Genomic DNA, 15,825 nt, shown 5'->3' with positions numbered 1-15,825 from the left:
AATGCAGATTACCTTGACAGAGGTCGGACCAAGAGACGGCTTACAGAATGAACGCCGTTCGGTGTCAATTGAGCAAAAAATTGAGCTGATAACCCGCGTCGCCGCTGCTGGCATACGGCGCTTTGAGGCCACATCTTTTGTGTCACCTCGCGCGGTACCTGCACTATCGGATGCCGAAGATGTCTTGCGTGGAATTCCACAACGGGAGAAACTTATCCTAGAAGCGCTGGTGCCGAATATGCGGGGTGCCGAACGGGCGGCGCAGGTCGGATTGGACGAATGGGTATGTTTCGCCTCGGCCAGCGAGAGCCACTCGCAAGCAAACTCCAACACGAACACCGATGAAGCCCTCAATCGCCTGATCCCCGTCATTCGGCTCGCAGAAGAACAGGGCGTCACGGCCGTTGGCGCAATCGCGACCAGCTTTGGCTGTCCCTTCGAAGGTGAGGTACCCGCCGCACGCGTGGTCGAAGTCGCCCGTCGAATGGCTGACATGGGTATCAAAACCGTGAAGCTGGGGGATACAATCGGCACCGCAGCGCCATCGCAAGTGACCCGACTTATCGATGCAGTGCGCACCACTTTACCCGATATTACAATCGTTCTGCATTTCCACAACACGCGCGGCATGTCCCTGACTAATGTCCAGGCTGGCATCGCCGCCGGGATTGATCGATACGAAAGCGCACTTGGCGGCGTAGGTGGATGCCCTTTTGCCCCTGGTGCCACCGGCAATGTCGCTTCAGAGGACTTGGTCCATTTTCTCCATCTGGAGGGGCACCAAACGGGTGTCGACCTGACAAGACTCATAGAGGCCGGACACTGGTTTGAAACCCTTCTGGACCGCCAATTGCCTGCGCATCTGCTGCGCGCCAAACCGGTCGGCGAGATCTATAACACGGCGAAGTAAATCGGGGCTCATGCCCAGCCCGACATTTTAAAAAGGATTATACAAATGAGTCTCTCTGGCGCGCGGGTCATCGACTTGACCCGCATTATATCTGGCCCGTTTTGCACGCAGCTACTGGCTGATCTGGGGGCTGATGTAATCAAGATTGAGACCCCTTCAGGCGATCCGCTGCGCAAACAGGGCAAGTCGGTCGATGGGTTGAGTTGGTACTATGCCGGCTATAACCGAAACAAACGTTCCGTCGTACTGGACTTGCGCCAACCCGAAGGCCTTGACGTGCTGCGCGAAATGATTCAGTCCGCCGACATTCTTGTTGAAAATTTTCGCGCTGGTGTAATGACCAAAATGGGATTGTCCGATACCGAGCTTGAGCAAATCAACCCACGCCTCGTGGTATGCCATATCAGTGGATACGGGGCGGACGGGCCCTATGCTGAGCGCCCCTCCTTTGATTTCATTGCCCAGGCCATGAGCGGCTTCATGAGTGTGAATGGAAACGTCACGGATATGCCAATGCGTACGGGGCTCCCTATTTCCGATCTCATTGCCGGGCTCTATGGCGCGCTTGGGATCACCGCGTGCCTAACGATTCAGCGTGACGCGCGAACATTCCACAGTATAGATATCGGTCTTACAGACGGGCTTATCAGCTTGCTCAGTTACATGGCCAGTGACACGCTGGCGACAGGTGAACCGCCACAGCGAAGCGGCAATGATCATCCGCTTGTCGCCCCCTACGGACTCTTTGAAACTGCGGATTCCCCAATTGCGGTCGCACCGAGTAACGATACGATCTATGCCCGACTTCTTGCCGTTTTGGGTCGCGATGATCTGCTGACCGACCCCCGTTTTGATACGAATGCGAAACGAATGGCTGATCGCGCCGGCATTCGTGCCGAGTTAGCTCCCCATTTCAGGACGGCGGGCGCTGCGGAATGGATCGAGCGTCTGAACGCCGGAGGGGTGCCTGCGGGCCCAGTGCTTCAGATCGCCGAGATGTTCGAAGATCCTCAGGTCAAACACCGCGAAATGGTCCTGTCTGTTCCGCATAAAGACCACGGCGATGTGCAAATGCTGGGCTTTCCGCTGAAAATCTCACCAGGCGGCTGCGCAATCCGTCATCCGGCACCACGGCTGGGTGAACATACTGAGACGGTCTTAAGAGATTGTGGACTGACATCTGAGCGCCTAGAGGTGCTGCGCGCGAAAGGCGTGATCAATGCCCCGCAATAGCGCGGCCTTGATTACTCAATACGTATAACGACCAGTATCTAACCAACATGTTGCGGGACCCATAGACTGAGGCCTGGAATCAATACCACCGCGATCAGGACCACCAGAGACCATAACACGAAGGGCCAGATCCGGCGGATGATCTGTGCAACGGAAACCTCTCCCGCCGCCCCTGACACGAACAGCAACAATCCCACCGGAGGCGTCAGCATACCGATCATCAGGTTCAGCAGGACGATCATCCCAAAATGGATCGGGTCGACCCCCAGATTGTCGCCAATCGGCACCAATGTTGGCAAAAATACGATCATCGCAGGCAGCGGTTCTAGAAAACAGCCGACCAGTAACAATAGCAGATTGATCACGATAAGCACGATAAGAGGATTTACGCTGATCGTCGAAATAGCATCGGCAATCTGCAGATTAATTCGACTTTCCGCGATAATCCAAGCCAACGGCCCAGCCGCAGCCAACAGGAACAGGATCGCGGCAGCGGAGATACCCGCATCGCGTGTTGCCTCATAGACGCCTCCCGCCGTCAATTTCCGGGACAGGACCATCGACACAATCAGCGCCCAAACGGCCGCAACAGCAGCCGCTTCGGTATCCGTAACAATCCCGAACCGCATTCCACCCAGGACGACAATGGGCAGTGACAAGACAGGCAGAGCAACCAATGTGGCACGACCGCGCATTGCCAAACTGGCTTTGGGGCGACAGTAACCGCTATTCTTTTTAGGCTGCATTGCGCAAATTGCGACGAAGCCAACAAACAACAGAATCCCAGGCAATACACCAGCTAGAAACAGACGAATCACTGACACATTTGCCATTGCCGCGTATACGATCATCGGCACGGATGGTGGAATAATAGGCCCCAACATCGCGCCAGCAGCAATCACAGCGCCAGCATATCCTTCATTATATCCCTCGCGCTTCATTGCCGGGATCATAATACGCCCGGTCGCCGCCGCATCCGCCGCTCCCGAGCCCGACACTCCTGCCATCAGCAGATTCGTCAACAGAGATACCTGGGATAGCGCTCCGCGCATATGGCCAAGTAATGAAAGCGCCCATTCGATCAGCCGTTCTGTCAAACCGCCGCGATTCATAATCTCGCCGGTTAGGATGAAGAGTGGGATCCCCACAAGCACGTATTTGTCTACGCCCGCGACAATCTGCAACGGCATAACCGTTCCGTTGACCTCCCTGACACCAGTCAGAATGGAGATGTAGGAAGAGGCAACCATTGTAAAGCCGACATCGAAGCCGACAAACAGAAGCATCAGAAAAATCAATACGACTGCAATGGTCATTTCGCGCCTCCGCGCCAGGCATCAATCAGCGATCTGGTAATCCGGCAGACCAGGATCAACACGACAAGGCCCATTCCTATATTCAACCCAAGATAGATGGACCAATAGGTGAAAGGTGTCCCGATGATTTCTTGAAACGCGCCAACTCGCATAACCGGGGCACCGAACCACACAAGGCTTGCCGCCAATACGGCTATCAGTGCATCAAAGACCAAACCACGTATGCGCACCACATACGGATGCAAAATACCCTGCACAAGATCTGCTGCGACCGTCTGTCGATGCAGCAGTGCGAGTGGGAAGCCCAGAAACGCCAGCCAGACCATCGCAATCTTGGCAAGCTGATCATAGGCCGAAAAACCGGACCCGATCAGATAGCGATCAAGAGCCTGCAGAAACATGGCCACCAGAATAATGACCGTGAGCAGAAACACCGCAAGCCCGAGCACATCCTTGAAAAGCATCGCGACAGACCGGATCATCCGACCTGCCGCAACACCATTTCGAGATAAACCTTGGTTCACTTGATCGCCTGGATTTTGGCGATAAAGCCTTCTGGCCAAACCGTTCCTTCAAACTTGGCCGGGATACCTCTCAGCGCTTCGCGAAAGGCGTCACGATCAGGAACAGTATAGGTCACACCGGCGTTCTTGAATATCTGCTTCGCCTCTTGCTCCAGCTTCAATTCCTCCGCTGAAGTGACTTCACCGCCAGCTTCCGCCGCCTTGGTGATCGCAGCTTGATCTTTCGGGCTAAGGGACTGCCAAAGTTGCTCTGATATGAACCAGCCTGTCGTCTCATAGCTGTGGTCGGTGGCGGACCAGTATTTTGCAACTTCGTGGAATTTCAGCGGCAGAGCGAGATCAAACCCGTTATCCTGCCCTTCGACCAATCCTTTAGACAGCCCGGTATAGATTTCCGTCATTGACATTGGCACGGTTTGCACGCCCAACGCTTTGAACTCTTCCTGGAAGAGGTCAATACCCGGGACTCGCATTTTCAGCCCCTTCAAATCCTCCGGTTTCTTAATCGGTCCCTTCGTCGTCTGGATCGCACGGGGTGAACGATTGCCCCAGGCGCCGACGATCCGAACGCCGGTTGTCTTGGCGATATCATCGTATATCTTTCGGAATACGTCATTGTTCAGCGCCTTTTGCGCATGGGCGCGATCGCGAAACAAATAGGGTGAATAGATCACCTTCAACGGACCCGACCCTTTTAGGAACAGGGCAGATCCAAGGCCAAAATAGCCCATCTCAACATTACCGAGCTGCATGCCCGTCAACATCTGTTGAATATCGCCAAGTTGCCCATCGGTATAGACAACGGCGGTCAGATCACCACCGGATTCTTCAGAAAGAACGTCGGAAAATCGCTGCATTGCCTTATCCCACGGACTGCCCGCAGCAGAAATAGTGCCAATCCGAAGTTCACGCGCCTGAGACTGAGTGCTGATGATCAGAGAACACACGAATGCGAGGCCAAATGCGGCCGTATAAACAAGTTTTTTCATTTTTTCCTCCCAAGGGCTTCTTGAGGTGCCCATCACATCATCAACTGTAAGATGGCGTGCGATCGGTGACTATTCTTGATTACGACTGCGTATGTTGCGTTATACGCAACACAAATTCAGATGCCCCTATCTTTTTCTCAGACTCACTCCGCCTTTTCTGTCGGTGCATGTTTTTCGCTATGTGGTCAGGTAATCCACACCAAGGTTTCGCCGGATATACGCGTAGAGGGTATGTATCCCGGTCGCATTAGACCCCCTGTCGAAGGACGACGTCATTCCGTTTAATATTAAATTAGTGGTTATTCAATCTAAGATGATTTTGATTATCCTATGGAAATGCAATCTCCGACGCCCGCTTTGCAGACGTCGGAGATCTGTTTGACGCCAGCACCCTATACATGCTCGATACATTAGAGAATTGGATCGATCCGTAAGTGCTGAGCTCATGGCATTGCTCAGAACCGTCAAAAACCTTTGCAGAACAAGCAGGGTGGCTTGAAAGCCCAGAAAAGCCCGCCCCCTATATTGAGGATGATTATTATTTACATTATAGAACGGCCTCAACCCAATCTCAGTATCCACCCGCGGCGGGAGTAGATCATGCACTTTAATCGCAGATATTTTCTGGCTGGACTCTTAGCTTTTTCCTGCTTGTTCGGCATGCCGCACGATGGTTTCGCTGAAACGATTATCGTTAAACATGCCCAGGGCGAAACAGAAGTTCCGCTATATCCGAAAAGGGTTGTGGTCTTTGATCTTGGTATTCTGGATTTGCTGAACAGCCTGGACATCCCGGTCACGGGTATCCCGACCGGTCCAAAACCAGAATACCTTCAAGCCTATGATGACGACAGATACGCCAAGGTTGGTACCTTGTTTGAGCCCAATTATGAGGCCGTCAACGCCCTGTCACCCGATATCATCCTTCTTGGCGCACGATCCGCGTCGAAGCTGAAAGACTTGTCGAAAATCGCACCAACACTGGATTTAAGTTATGATCCGTCGAAGCAAATCGACAGCATTATCGACAATGCAAAACTGCTGGGGCAAATCTTTGGCAAGAATGAAAAGGTCGCCGAACGATTGGCGGCCATTGATGCGAAACTGCAAGAGGTTCGCAAGGCGACCGCATCGGCAGGAACGGGGCAATTGATTCTGACCACCGGTGGTCGGATGAGTGCCTTTGGACCCAATTCGCGCTTTGGCTTACTGTATGATGAATTTGGCATATCGCCCAGTGCGCCATCGCTGGATATCGGCACCCATGGACAGGCTATTTCCAACGAATTTTTGCTGGAAACAAATCCTGACTGGCTGTTCGTGTTAGACCGTGATGCGGCCATCGGTCATGACAGCGCCTCGGCCCGAACTCTGCTGGACAATGCGATCATGCATCGAACGACGGCCTGGAAACAGGATCACATTGTCTACCTGTCTTCGGATGCCTGGTATCTGGGCGGTGGGGGCATAGAAGCTTTGCTTCGCAGCATGGAAGACATTCTGTCAGCCATGCGCAGACCATAATGACGACGGGTCGCGTCGGTCCCGAGATACGAACCTCAATGAAACTTCTATTATGCTCCCTCATTCTGATCGGTTTGGCGATTACCAGTTTGTTTGTCGGGGTCAGTAATGGGGCATTAAATGCGCTGATAGACGGGTTTGGTCAAAACACAGGCGGTATGCAGGAACGAACGGCAGAAGCCGTCACGGTTATGGTCACAAGCCGTATCCCTCGCACGGTAGCGCTAATTCTGGCCGGTGTCGGCCTGTCGGTTTCCGGTCTGATTGTGCAAATGCTGGCACGCAATAAATTTGTCGAGCCAAAGACAGTCGGAACGTCTGAATCCGCAGCATTTGGACTATTAATCGTGCTTCTGGTCGCTCCAGAAATGCCAATTGCAGGGCGCATGTTGGTCGCGATGGGATTTGCCATGGCGGGAACGGCGCTGTTTTTGCTACTCCTTCAGCGCATTTCCTGGGGATCAATTTACATAGTGCCGCTGGTCGGCCTTATGCTGGGGGGCGTTATAGAAGCTGCAACCAATTTCTTCGCCTATCGAACAGATATGATGCAGGCACTCAGCAATTGGACCGTTGGGGATTTCTCCAACATTTTGCAGGGGCGGTATGAATTGCTTTGGCTGTCTCTTGTCCTGACCATTGGCGCATATCTAGCCGCTGATCGCTTCACGGTCATTGCAATGGGAGAAACTGTCAGCACAAGCCTGGGCCTGAACTATCGGCGGACTGTCGTTTTTGGCGTGGTGATCGTATCCCTGATAACCGCCGTGGTCGTTGTCACCAGCGGCATGATCCCTTTTGTAGGATTAATCGTCCCCAACCTGGTCACCCTGATCATGGGCGACAATGTGCGACGCAACCTACCCTGGGTCGCGCTGACCGGGGCATGTCTGCTGCTGGCGTCCGACATTGCGGGCCGTTTGATCCTGCATCCCTATGAGTTGCCGGTTGGGACGACCATGGGCGTCATTGGTGGCGCTGGCTTTTTGGCACTGTTGCTGCGGAGCATGCGCCGTGACCGGTAAGGGAACAGCGACACTGTGGGCGTCGCTGCAAATTCGATTGGCGGTCCTGGCAGCAATCACCGTCCTGAGTGGTATCCTATTCATGACGATTGGCGTGCAGGGCAGTTGGGAATTCGTCATGACGTTCCGGGGTGCGAAACTAGCGACCATGATCCTGGTCGGCACTGCAATTGGAACATCAACGGTGATATTTCAAACCCTGGCCCAGAACCGAATTTTAACCCCCTCCATCATGGGGTTTGATTCGCTATACATTTTAATACAAAGCCTTCTGGTGTTTTCAATAGGTGTGACCGCTGTCGCCAGCATGTCGACAGCAATGCGTTTCAGTCTCGAGGCCGTTGCATTGATCCTTTTTTCTGTATTTTTGTACCGGATGTTGTTTTCTGGTGGAACGCGGGGCCTGCACCTTCTGATCCTGATTGGGATCGTGTTTGGTATTCTGTTTCGAAGCCTCTCTGGATTCCTGAAATGGCTTATTGATCCCACGGCCTTTACGGTTGTGCAGGATCGCATTTTCGCATCCTTCAACCGACCAGATCCAGATATACTTATGATTTCGGCTGGCGTCACAGCAACTGTATTTCTATTGGGTTGGCGGGCCTTACCGATGTTGGATGTTCTGGCGCTTGGCCGCGAACAATCCACCAGCCTGGGCCTGAATCATCGCCGCGCCGTGACGATTGGCCTGATGGCGGTATCAGTCCTGGTCGCAGTATCGACGGCCCTGGTTGGACCGATGTTGTTTCTGGGCCTGTTGGCAGCGCATTTGGCCTATCTGGTGATTCCCAGCCATCGCCATGCGTTGCTTCTGCCCGGCGCAGCCTTGACCGCAACGATCTGTCTTATTATCGGACAGACCGTGTTGGAACATGTGCTGTCCTACGACACAGCCTTGGGAGTGGTAATAGAGTTTGTCGGGGGCCTGTTCTTTCTTATTCTTTTACTGCGTGGGCGATTACAATGATTGAGATCAGAAACATCACCAAAGCCTATGGAAAGACTGTCGTTGTGGATGATGTCAGCTTGACGATCAAGCGCGGTGGTGTCGTTGCCCTGGTGGGCGCAAACGGGGCCGGGAAATCAACTCTTCTGTCCCTGATCAGCCGCCTGCTTCCAGCAACATCTGGTCAGGTAATGCTGGATGGTCAGGATATCGCGCGCACCCCTGGATCCGTCTTGGCACAAAAACTGGCCGTGCTTCGGCAGGATAACTCCTTAACAACACGGATGTCTGTTGAAGATCTGGTCAGCTTCGGCCGGTTCCCGCATAGCAAAGGGCACCTTACATCAGAAGACCGAAAGCAAATCGAACAAGCCTTGCAGTATCTGGACCTTTGTTCGATCCGCAAAGATTTTCTGGATGAGATTTCTGGTGGACAAAGACAGCGCGCCTTTATTGCTATGTCCCTGTCACAGAATACAGATTTTCTTTTGCTGGATGAACCCCTGAACAATCTGGACATCAAACATGCTGTGACCATGATGGGGGTCTTCCGCAGCATGGCGGAAGACTTTGGCAAGACAATTGTGGTTGTCCTGCACGATATCAATTTCGCATCCTGTTACGCAGACAGGATCATTGCCATGCGGGATGGCCGAATCCTGCATGACGGCCGTTCGGACGATATTATCGTACCCTCTGTCATTCGTGACATATATGGAATTGATACATCGATCCATCAAATTGAAGGACAAAAGCTGGTTTACTATTTCAAACCAGTTGATACCGCTAAGGCGCTTTCTGATTAAAAGCAAAGTGAAGGCCATGGATCATCAGTTGCGGGATAATCGTTCCATGATCTTCCCCCTCAAACACCTTAAAGGCGATATCCAGTTCGGGCTGATTTGACATCAACGCCACGAAATCCTGCGCATTTCCGATCATGCGGTTATCCTTTTTCCACTGACGCCTGATTTCCGCCTGTGGATGCGTTTCTTCCGCTGCGGTGATATCCTCTTCTTCGCCCCCAACGCATATATACAGCCGCGCCTTCACGGAGTTACCTGCTGCCAAATAGGCCTTAGCTTCTTCCATCACCTGTTTCTGGTTGAACCAAATCGAAGGGCTGCCCGCCAGATACGTATCGAATGATCCTGGCTGTGTCAGCATCACATGCAGGGCGAACAATCCACCAAAGGAATGCCCCATCAGTGTTTCCTGCGATTTATCCACCGGGGCACGCTGGTCAACCAACGGCTTTACTTGAGTTTCGATAAACCGCAGAAAGGCATCTGCCCCGCCAGTTGGTGGCCAAGGCTTGCCATTAGGGCGCGGTGGCATCGTGACATTCTCCGAAGGAGGGGTCAGGTCAAAGGTCCGTCGCTTCAGATCATATGGGGCGTCCGTTGGATAGGCGATACCAACCAGAATAGCGGGGGTTATTCCAGTCGAATCCTTGTTTAGAGACCGTGTGCTGACCAAATCTGACGCCATGCCGAACCAGGCATTGCTATCTAAAAGATAGATTACAGGAAAACCGGATTCAGGTGGCTTGGAATTGGGCAAACGAATTTGTATCTGATACGCGTCGCCTGTTTCGCGTGACGTTATGATATGCAATTCACTGTTTGGAATTGTAACCTTTTCCGCAGCATGAACATCCGCAAATGCCATCAGGCCAACCAACCCACCGATAAAAAGCGTCCACCGCGCCTGACGAATCATGATCCACCCCTTACAAAGTAAACTGTGTGTAAAAAACCCGACAGAGCGGGATCGTAAAACCCCGCCCTGTCCATTTTTCGAATTTTCCTGTGACTAGAATTTTGCCGTCATTTTCAGCAAGGCGCTGCGGGGTTCCCCATAAAAATTGAACAAAGCCGTCGATCCGGTCCGGGAATAATACTCATTATTCAGTAGGTTATTCACGGTCAGGGTCGCTGCCAGATTCTCCGTCACATCATATCCTGCCATCACATCAAAAATGGCGTAACCATCCCGTTTGATCGTGCCGTTATCAGCACCCGAAAAGGCTTTCATCCCACCGCCCAGATATAGGCCATCCACGATGTCAATGTCCTGCTTTGCCCAGATCTGAAGCTGATGCTTCGGTGTTTGCCCCCGCAGCACGAAGGACTGAATGCTGTCTGGACCGCTGACATAGGTGATCAGACTATAGGTGTACCCCGCCATGACTTCCAGGCCAGGCATAACAGAACCACTGGCTTCCAATTCAAAACCGCGGACACTGATGTCTGCCCCGGCATCACCAACTGTCGCGTTATTGCCATCCGCGTCCGTCGCATAGTTTTCATTCACAAGATCAAACACAGCGGCAGATGCATTGAGCCCCTGATAATTGCCCTTAACGCCAATTTCATACTGGCGACCGGTTCGGGATCCAATCAGATTACCATTCGCGTCCGTATCGGTTTGCGGCTGAAAAATCTCTGTATAGCTTCCATATGCAGAGAGGTTCTGCGTGAAATCATAAACAACACCTGCATAAGGGGTCAGTTCCGCATCAACCGTTTGCGATGTTTCCGTGCGGGTCAAGAGATTGGTATTGGTGCTGTCATACCAGGTGCTGCGCAATCCACCAATCACGGTCAAAGGATCGAAGGGTTTAACCCGAACCTGTCCGTAGACGCCATACTGGTTCGTTTCGATCTGTTCCTGAGTTGTATAGTTGATTGTCGGAATGGTCAGGTTTCGGTTCCAGTTGAAGATGTTGTTCGTATCTCCATTGGCAACACCGCGACCATTGTTCAGGGATGTGCTTTCATTCTGTTTATAGTCAACACCGGCCAGCACATTGTGCTCTTGCCCAAACAGTTCCACGGGCTGGCTGATATGCGCATCCAGGCTCAACGAGCTTTCTTCAAAGTCCTCGGCATAGACTGTGACGCCCGTAATATTACCATTCGCTGCGGCGGCTGATCTGGAATAGGCATAAAGCGACTCTGCTGTACGTTCAGAGTACAGACCGGATAATTTAAAATGACCGCCATTATCGAAGAAATGTTCATATTCTCCCATAACATCCGTGATACCGCTTTCAAACGTGTTCCAATCGGCACCCGTTGTTGTAGACGTATCAAGATTAATCAGTGTGCCATCCGCAAAACTTGGAAGACCGTTAAAGGGCTGCAGGTCACGTTCCGTCCGGCTGACGCTGAAGGTCACCATATCGGACTCAGTGATATCCCCCTCGATAACCAGGTAACCAAGGCTCAAATCATTGTCATTGTTATCAACCCAGGTCTTCCCCTGATCACGGGTTGCAACGACACGGCCGCGCAATGTCCCCTCCTCCGTCAAGGGAGAGGATATATCACCAACCCCACGAATTCCGCCCCAGGTATTGCCAGATGCTTCAACAGATGCAGCAAATTCACGGGTTGGCCGCTTCAGACTCATATTGATCGCGCCGCCCGGGTCCCCCGCACCATCGAACAGGCCCGCCGGCCCTTTCAGAACTTCCACATGGTCGATGATCGACATATCAGGCTGAGTTCCTTGGCGGCTGGAAACAGGCGCGGATAGTCCGTTGAAATACAGCTTATCAACCTCAAAACCGCGCGAGAAAATGCTGGAACGTCCATTGTCATTGTCCAGCACGACAATACCTGGCGTCTTGCGCATCGCCGTATCCAGCGACGTGACATTGCGGTCCTTCAGATATTGATTGGTCAGCACCGTTGTTGATTGCGGAACCTCTTTTACCGTACGAGCGTCTTTTTCCCCGACGCTGATCAAGTCAGAAGCATAGCTGCCGGAATCCTCTGTTTCGTATCCTGAGCCAACGACATTGAGCGGGTCCAGAACAATTGCTTTCTTAGAAGATGTCTCTTCTGCATTTGCCAGCCCGATGGGACCCAACGTGGTTGCCGTGACAAATCCACCAATCAGCGCCAGAACTGAAACTTGGCTATTCCAGAAGGAACGATTCTTTCTCATACTATTCACCCCACTTTTCCAAACAGCATCAGGCCCCAAGCGGCGGAATTATGCTTCGTCCGCCACCCTTCATCATCCAATGCATTCTTTGCGCGCCCATCGCGCACCACTATTCACTCTGGGAAAGCAACGCTTGCCTTGAGTTGCGATTAATTATTATAATCATATGAGAGAAGGGAGAAGCAGACCATCACTCCGCTCTTTGCGACGGCATCATTCTTGTTTGCAAAACGCTCGTGCAAGGCACGCCAAATGGTTGAAAAAGCGCCTTCCTAGCCCCTCAGCCGTATGTTTGGATCAGTCCACTCATCAGAGATAGGGTTGAGAACCAACAGTTTGAGTTTTAAAGGGTTATCTTAATGCCAGCGAAACAGAAAGCAGACGCAATGCATTCAATTGATGTGAACGCACTAACCAAAAGTGCGAACAGTGTCAGTTCAAAGTTCCAGATTATCGCGCCACAGACAGTTCAAGGTCCCGTTTTACAGGGTAGTTTTGAAATGCGGTGCCTGCGCCCAGGACTGGTGCTGCACGTATCTGACGCCATCGATCAATATGATCTTGTGACACATTCTGAACAACAACCTGGCTTGACCTTACAGATTTTCCTGAAAGGGACAGTAGACGCCACTGTAGACGGGCAACCCCTGATGGACAGGGAAATGGGGGCGGATTCAAACCGACCGCGCGCCTTGATCATTTCGCGCAACAAAACATCCCTGTTGGAGCGTCGTGGACATCGGGGCGACCATATCCGCAAGGTCAGCCTTCGGGTGACAAGCGAATGGTTGTCCCAAAGCGATTGGCGTCATGATGAAAAGGGGAATGCAATTGATCGCTTTACCCGCAAACATCTTGCACAGCATGTCTGGCCCCCCTCCCCCCGGCTGATCTCCCTGGCAGAACTTATTCTGGAAGCGGCGATCTCTTCAGCGCCGATGGCAAATCTTCATCTGGAAAGCCTTGCGCTGGAATTGCTGGCGGAAAGTCTGAAGCAACTGACACCGGGAACTAACGGCACTTCGCACACCCCCCTTGTCGCCATCGATCAGCGCCGAATTCGAAAGGTTGAACAATTCCTTGAAACCTGTGATGGCTTCACACCGCTTCAGGAAATTGCTGAGGCGACGGGTCTAAGCATCAGCACGCTGCAACGCTTGTTCCAAACCGTACATGGCATGAGCGCCTTCAAGTACATTCGTCAGCGCAACCTGGAACGCGCCATGGTCGCGCTGGACCGGGATCGAATTTCCGTAAAGGAAGCCGCTTTCCTGGCGGGATATTCCAGTGCTGCCAATTTCTCAACCGCATTTCGCAAAGCTTTTGGGCGCACACCACGCCAAGTGTCATCATAATATGTTTTGGAGCATACATCAGAAACGCCATAGCCAACCTATCAGAATGGATGGCGTTCGCGATTAACCCAACGCGCCGGCAACAGGAGATCCCGCAGACATGATTCACTGTCACACCAACATCGAAACGATAAATGCCAGCAAGTATCTGCAACAACTGTGCAAGCATTTCCGCCACAAAGTGACAGTCCAATACGATGCCACCTTTGGCCGGGTGGAATTTCCAGGTGGCCTATGCCTGATGACAGCAAATCAAAATGTACTGTCATTTTACTGCAAAGCTCAAAAACCGGAAGGTGTCGGAATGATGCAATCCGTCCTGGACCAGCACCTCGTTAAATTTGCCTGGCGGGAAGACTTAAACGTCACCTGGCAAGACGGCCTCCCTGACCCCCTGCCCGTAAACCCCAACCTTGAAGAGATCGGGTGAGCTGCAGCCATAAAGATTCTCCAGATTTGGGAAGAATTCGTCGACGCGCATGAGACAAACTTAAACAGCGTTGTTGGTTACCGGAAGGCCATATCATCCCAATAAAAAGAAGCAGACGACTGCCCCCTGCTACCCTATTGCTTACCCGCACGCAAAAACGGCCTAGCGGTGTTAGCGCTAAGCCGTTGTTATTGTTTGGTTGCGGGGGTAGGATTTGAACCTACGACCTTCAGGTTATGAGTTAGTTTTTTAGGGGTCCTCTGGGATACGCTGATATTCTCTATATAGTCATATATCATTGTTAAATATAGTATATTTTCTGTTTTATATTCGCTCACTGACTCTCAACGGTCTTGCATTTCGCTCTCACTTGCTTCCTATATGCTTCCTGTTTTGATAAAGGAAGCACTATGACCCGTCTTAGCAAACGCACCGTTGATACCCTTTCGCCAGGTGAGAAGGAGTATTTTGTCTGGGATGAGGATATGCCGGGATTTGGCCTTCGTGTCTGGCCAACGGGTCGCAAGGTCTATCTGATACAGTACAGAGACAGTGGTGGGCGCACCCGGCGCAAGGGATTGGGCAAGCATGGCGTCGTTACCGCAGAAGATGCCCGTAAGGAAGCCCGTGAGCTATTGGCATCGGTTGCCCGGGGGGCGAACCCCTCAGGCGATGCCAAGCGCAAGCGTGTGGCCCCTACAGTCGAGGAACTGTGCGAACGGTTTATGGATGAGTATGTCCCGTCTCACTGTAAGGCATCCACGGCGAAAGAGTATCGACGGAATATCGATCTCTTCATCAAGCCGCGTCTGGGCAAGATGAAGGTGGCAGAGATTGAACGCTCGGACATTGCAGACCTTCACCATGCCCATAGGGAGATATCGTATCAGGCGAATAGAACTCTTGGCGTCTTGTCCGTCATGTTTAACCAGGCCGAAGTGTGGGGCCTTCGTCCAGACGGGTCGAATCCATGCCGCCATGTGAAGAAGTATGAGGAGAAGAAGCGGGAGCGCTATCTCTCTACTGAGGAACTCATACGGTTGGGACAGACGCTAAATGAACTAGAGGCATCGGGTGAGGAGCCCCTGCCCCCGATCCACTGTATCCGGCTTCTCATCCTTACGGGATGCCGCCTTAGCGAGATACAGACTTTACAATGGTCCTATGTACAGGGGAACCGTTTAAGGCTCCCCGATTCCAAGACCGGGGCGAAGAGTGTTTACCTGGGACCAGCCGCGCTGGAAGCCCTAGGAAAAATCGAGCGCTTTGATGATAATCCCTACGTAGTTACGGGAAAGCTCCCAGGCACGCATCTAACCGACATGCAGCGGCCTTGGCGTCGCATACGTAGGAGAGCGGGATTAGACGACCTTCGTATCCATGACCTAAGGCACTCCTTTGCATCCAGTGCCGTAGGGATGGGAGAGAGCCTTCCTATGATCGGAAAGCTTTTAGGTCATTCCCAGGTGCAGACCACAGCGCGCTATGCCCATCTTGCCGATGATCCTGTACAGGTATCAGCGGATCGGATATCGGGGGAATTGGCTAGGCTTATGGGTGGGGGCAATAGCTAACCCTACGTACATAGGGACCATGCTTAAAAGCCTAAGGCTTCG

14 protein-coding genes are annotated in these 15,825 nt (G+C 52.3%); 9 read left to right on the top strand and 5 right to left on the bottom strand.

Annotated features, from left to right (window positions below):
- The first annotated feature begins 1 nt into the window (after position 1).
- Positions 2-910 carry a hydroxymethylglutaryl-CoA lyase gene (locus tag ACOSDM_RS19025; protein WP_420726122.1) on the top strand — a complete coding sequence of 303 codons (909 nt, stop codon included), beginning with the start codon at positions 2-4 and terminating at the stop codon, positions 908-910.
- 45 nt (positions 911-955) lie between these two features.
- Positions 956-2,143 (top strand): CaiB/BaiF CoA transferase family protein, encoded by a 1,188-nt coding sequence (locus ACOSDM_RS19020; RefSeq protein WP_420726121.1) that lies wholly within the window; start codon positions 956-958, stop codon positions 2,141-2,143.
- Positions 2,144-2,181: 38 nt separating this feature from the next.
- Here the strand turns inward: ACOSDM_RS19020 and ACOSDM_RS19015 are convergent, their stop codons facing one another.
- The 3 genes from ACOSDM_RS19015 to ACOSDM_RS19005 are packed head-to-tail and all read right to left on the bottom strand — an operon-like array spanning position 2,182 to position 4,972.
- The gene (locus ACOSDM_RS19015) at positions 2,182-3,459 is read right to left on the bottom strand and encodes a TRAP transporter large permease (protein ID WP_420726120.1); all 1,278 of its coding nucleotides are present in this window, start codon (positions 3,457-3,459) and stop codon (positions 2,182-2,184) included.
- Positions 3,456-3,983: a TRAP transporter small permease gene (locus tag ACOSDM_RS19010; protein WP_420726119.1), complete on the bottom strand. Its 528-nt coding sequence runs from the start codon at positions 3,981-3,983 to the stop codon at positions 3,456-3,458. Before ACOSDM_RS19010 ends, ACOSDM_RS19015 begins: the two co-directional genes overlap by 4 nt.
- Positions 3,980-4,972, bottom strand: coding sequence for a TRAP transporter substrate-binding protein (locus tag ACOSDM_RS19005; protein ID WP_420726118.1), 993 nt, complete (start codon positions 4,970-4,972; stop codon positions 3,980-3,982). Before ACOSDM_RS19005 ends, ACOSDM_RS19010 begins: the two co-directional genes overlap by 4 nt.
- Before the next feature lie 600 nt (positions 4,973-5,572).
- On the opposite strand from ACOSDM_RS19005, the gene ACOSDM_RS19000 reads away from it, so the two are divergent.
- Genes ACOSDM_RS19000 through ACOSDM_RS18985 form a run of 4 tightly spaced genes read left to right on the top strand, consistent with a single transcriptional unit; the run spans position 5,573 to position 9,273 of the window.
- The gene (locus ACOSDM_RS19000; RefSeq protein WP_420726117.1) at positions 5,573-6,496 is read left to right on the top strand and encodes a siderophore ABC transporter substrate-binding protein; all 924 of its coding nucleotides are present in this window, start codon (positions 5,573-5,575) and stop codon (positions 6,494-6,496) included.
- A 38-nt stretch (positions 6,497-6,534) separates the two neighbouring features.
- The gene (locus ACOSDM_RS18995; protein ID WP_420726116.1) at positions 6,535-7,521 is read left to right on the top strand and encodes an ABC transporter permease; all 987 of its coding nucleotides are present in this window, start codon (positions 6,535-6,537) and stop codon (positions 7,519-7,521) included.
- The gene (locus ACOSDM_RS18990) at positions 7,511-8,488 is read left to right on the top strand and encodes an iron chelate uptake ABC transporter family permease subunit (protein ID WP_420726115.1); all 978 of its coding nucleotides are present in this window, start codon (positions 7,511-7,513) and stop codon (positions 8,486-8,488) included. The genes ACOSDM_RS18995 and ACOSDM_RS18990 overlap by 11 nt, the downstream gene beginning before the upstream one ends.
- Positions 8,485-9,273, top strand: coding sequence for an ABC transporter ATP-binding protein (locus ACOSDM_RS18985; RefSeq protein WP_420726114.1), 789 nt, complete (start codon positions 8,485-8,487; stop codon positions 9,271-9,273). The genes ACOSDM_RS18990 and ACOSDM_RS18985 overlap by 4 nt, the downstream gene beginning before the upstream one ends.
- Here the strand turns inward: ACOSDM_RS18985 and ACOSDM_RS18980 are convergent.
- Positions 9,254-10,189 carry an alpha/beta hydrolase gene (locus ACOSDM_RS18980; protein WP_420726113.1) on the bottom strand — a complete coding sequence of 312 codons (936 nt, stop codon included), beginning with the start codon at positions 10,187-10,189 and terminating at the stop codon, positions 9,254-9,256. The genes ACOSDM_RS18985 and ACOSDM_RS18980 overlap by 20 nt on opposite strands.
- Before the next feature lie 93 nt (positions 10,190-10,282).
- A complete protein-coding gene (locus ACOSDM_RS18975) occupies positions 10,283-12,424 on the bottom strand; it encodes a TonB-dependent siderophore receptor (protein WP_420726112.1) in 2,142 nt (713 codons plus the stop codon).
- A gap of 359 nt (positions 12,425-12,783) precedes the next feature.
- On the opposite strand from ACOSDM_RS18975, the gene ACOSDM_RS18970 reads away from it, so the two are divergent.
- The 3 genes from ACOSDM_RS18970 (at position 12,784) to ACOSDM_RS18960 (ending at position 15,783) form a co-directional block, all read left to right on the top strand.
- Positions 12,784-13,779, top strand: a complete 996-nt coding sequence (locus ACOSDM_RS18970; RefSeq protein ID WP_420726111.1) for a helix-turn-helix transcriptional regulator — start codon at positions 12,784-12,786, stop codon at positions 13,777-13,779.
- A 100-nt stretch (positions 13,780-13,879) separates the two neighbouring features.
- The gene (locus tag ACOSDM_RS18965) at positions 13,880-14,209 is read left to right on the top strand and encodes a DUF2218 domain-containing protein (RefSeq protein WP_420726110.1); all 330 of its coding nucleotides are present in this window, start codon (positions 13,880-13,882) and stop codon (positions 14,207-14,209) included.
- A 410-nt stretch (positions 14,210-14,619) separates the two neighbouring features.
- On the top strand, positions 14,620-15,783 hold the full coding sequence (locus tag ACOSDM_RS18960; RefSeq protein WP_420726109.1) for a tyrosine-type recombinase/integrase: 1,164 nt from the start codon (positions 14,620-14,622) through the stop codon (positions 15,781-15,783).
- Positions 15,784-15,825 lie beyond the last annotated feature (42 nt).

The organism is Hwanghaeella sp. LZ110 (assembly GCF_048892525.1).
Lineage (GTDB): Bacteria > Pseudomonadota > Alphaproteobacteria > UBA8366 > Aestuariispiraceae > Pacificispira.
The sequence above is the reverse complement of the archived record's forward strand: the minus strand, read 5'-3'. Positions and strand labels throughout refer to the sequence as shown.

Bases quoted from the DNA above. Each gene is read 5' to 3' on its own strand.
- ACOSDM_RS18970 (WP_420726111.1), top strand. From the start codon at position 12,784: ATGCCAGCGAAACAGAAAGCAGACGCAATGCATTCAATTGATGTGAAC.
- ACOSDM_RS19005 (WP_420726118.1), bottom strand. From the start codon at position 4,972: ATGAAAAAACTTGTTTATACGGCCGCATTTGGCCTCGCATTCGTGTGT.
- ACOSDM_RS19020 (WP_420726121.1), top strand. From the start codon at position 956: ATGAGTCTCTCTGGCGCGCGGGTCATCGACTTGACCCGCATTATATCT.
- ACOSDM_RS18995 (WP_420726116.1), top strand. From the start codon at position 6,535: ATGAAACTTCTATTATGCTCCCTCATTCTGATCGGTTTGGCGATTACC.
- ACOSDM_RS19000 (WP_420726117.1), top strand. From the start codon at position 5,573: ATGCACTTTAATCGCAGATATTTTCTGGCTGGACTCTTAGCTTTTTCC.
- ACOSDM_RS18985 (WP_420726114.1), top strand. From the start codon at position 8,485: ATGATTGAGATCAGAAACATCACCAAAGCCTATGGAAAGACTGTCGTT.
- ACOSDM_RS19025 (WP_420726122.1), top strand. From the start codon at position 2: ATGCAGATTACCTTGACAGAGGTCGGACCAAGAGACGGCTTACAGAAT.
- ACOSDM_RS18965 (WP_420726110.1), top strand. From the start codon at position 13,880: ATGATTCACTGTCACACCAACATCGAAACGATAAATGCCAGCAAGTAT.
- ACOSDM_RS18960 (WP_420726109.1), top strand. From the start codon at position 14,620: ATGACCCGTCTTAGCAAACGCACCGTTGATACCCTTTCGCCAGGTGAG.
- ACOSDM_RS18975 (WP_420726112.1), bottom strand. From the start codon at position 12,424: ATGAGAAAGAATCGTTCCTTCTGGAATAGCCAAGTTTCAGTTCTGGCG.
- ACOSDM_RS18980 (WP_420726113.1), bottom strand. From the start codon at position 10,189: ATGATTCGTCAGGCGCGGTGGACGCTTTTTATCGGTGGGTTGGTTGGC.
- ACOSDM_RS19015 (WP_420726120.1), bottom strand. From the start codon at position 3,459: ATGACCATTGCAGTCGTATTGATTTTTCTGATGCTTCTGTTTGTCGGC.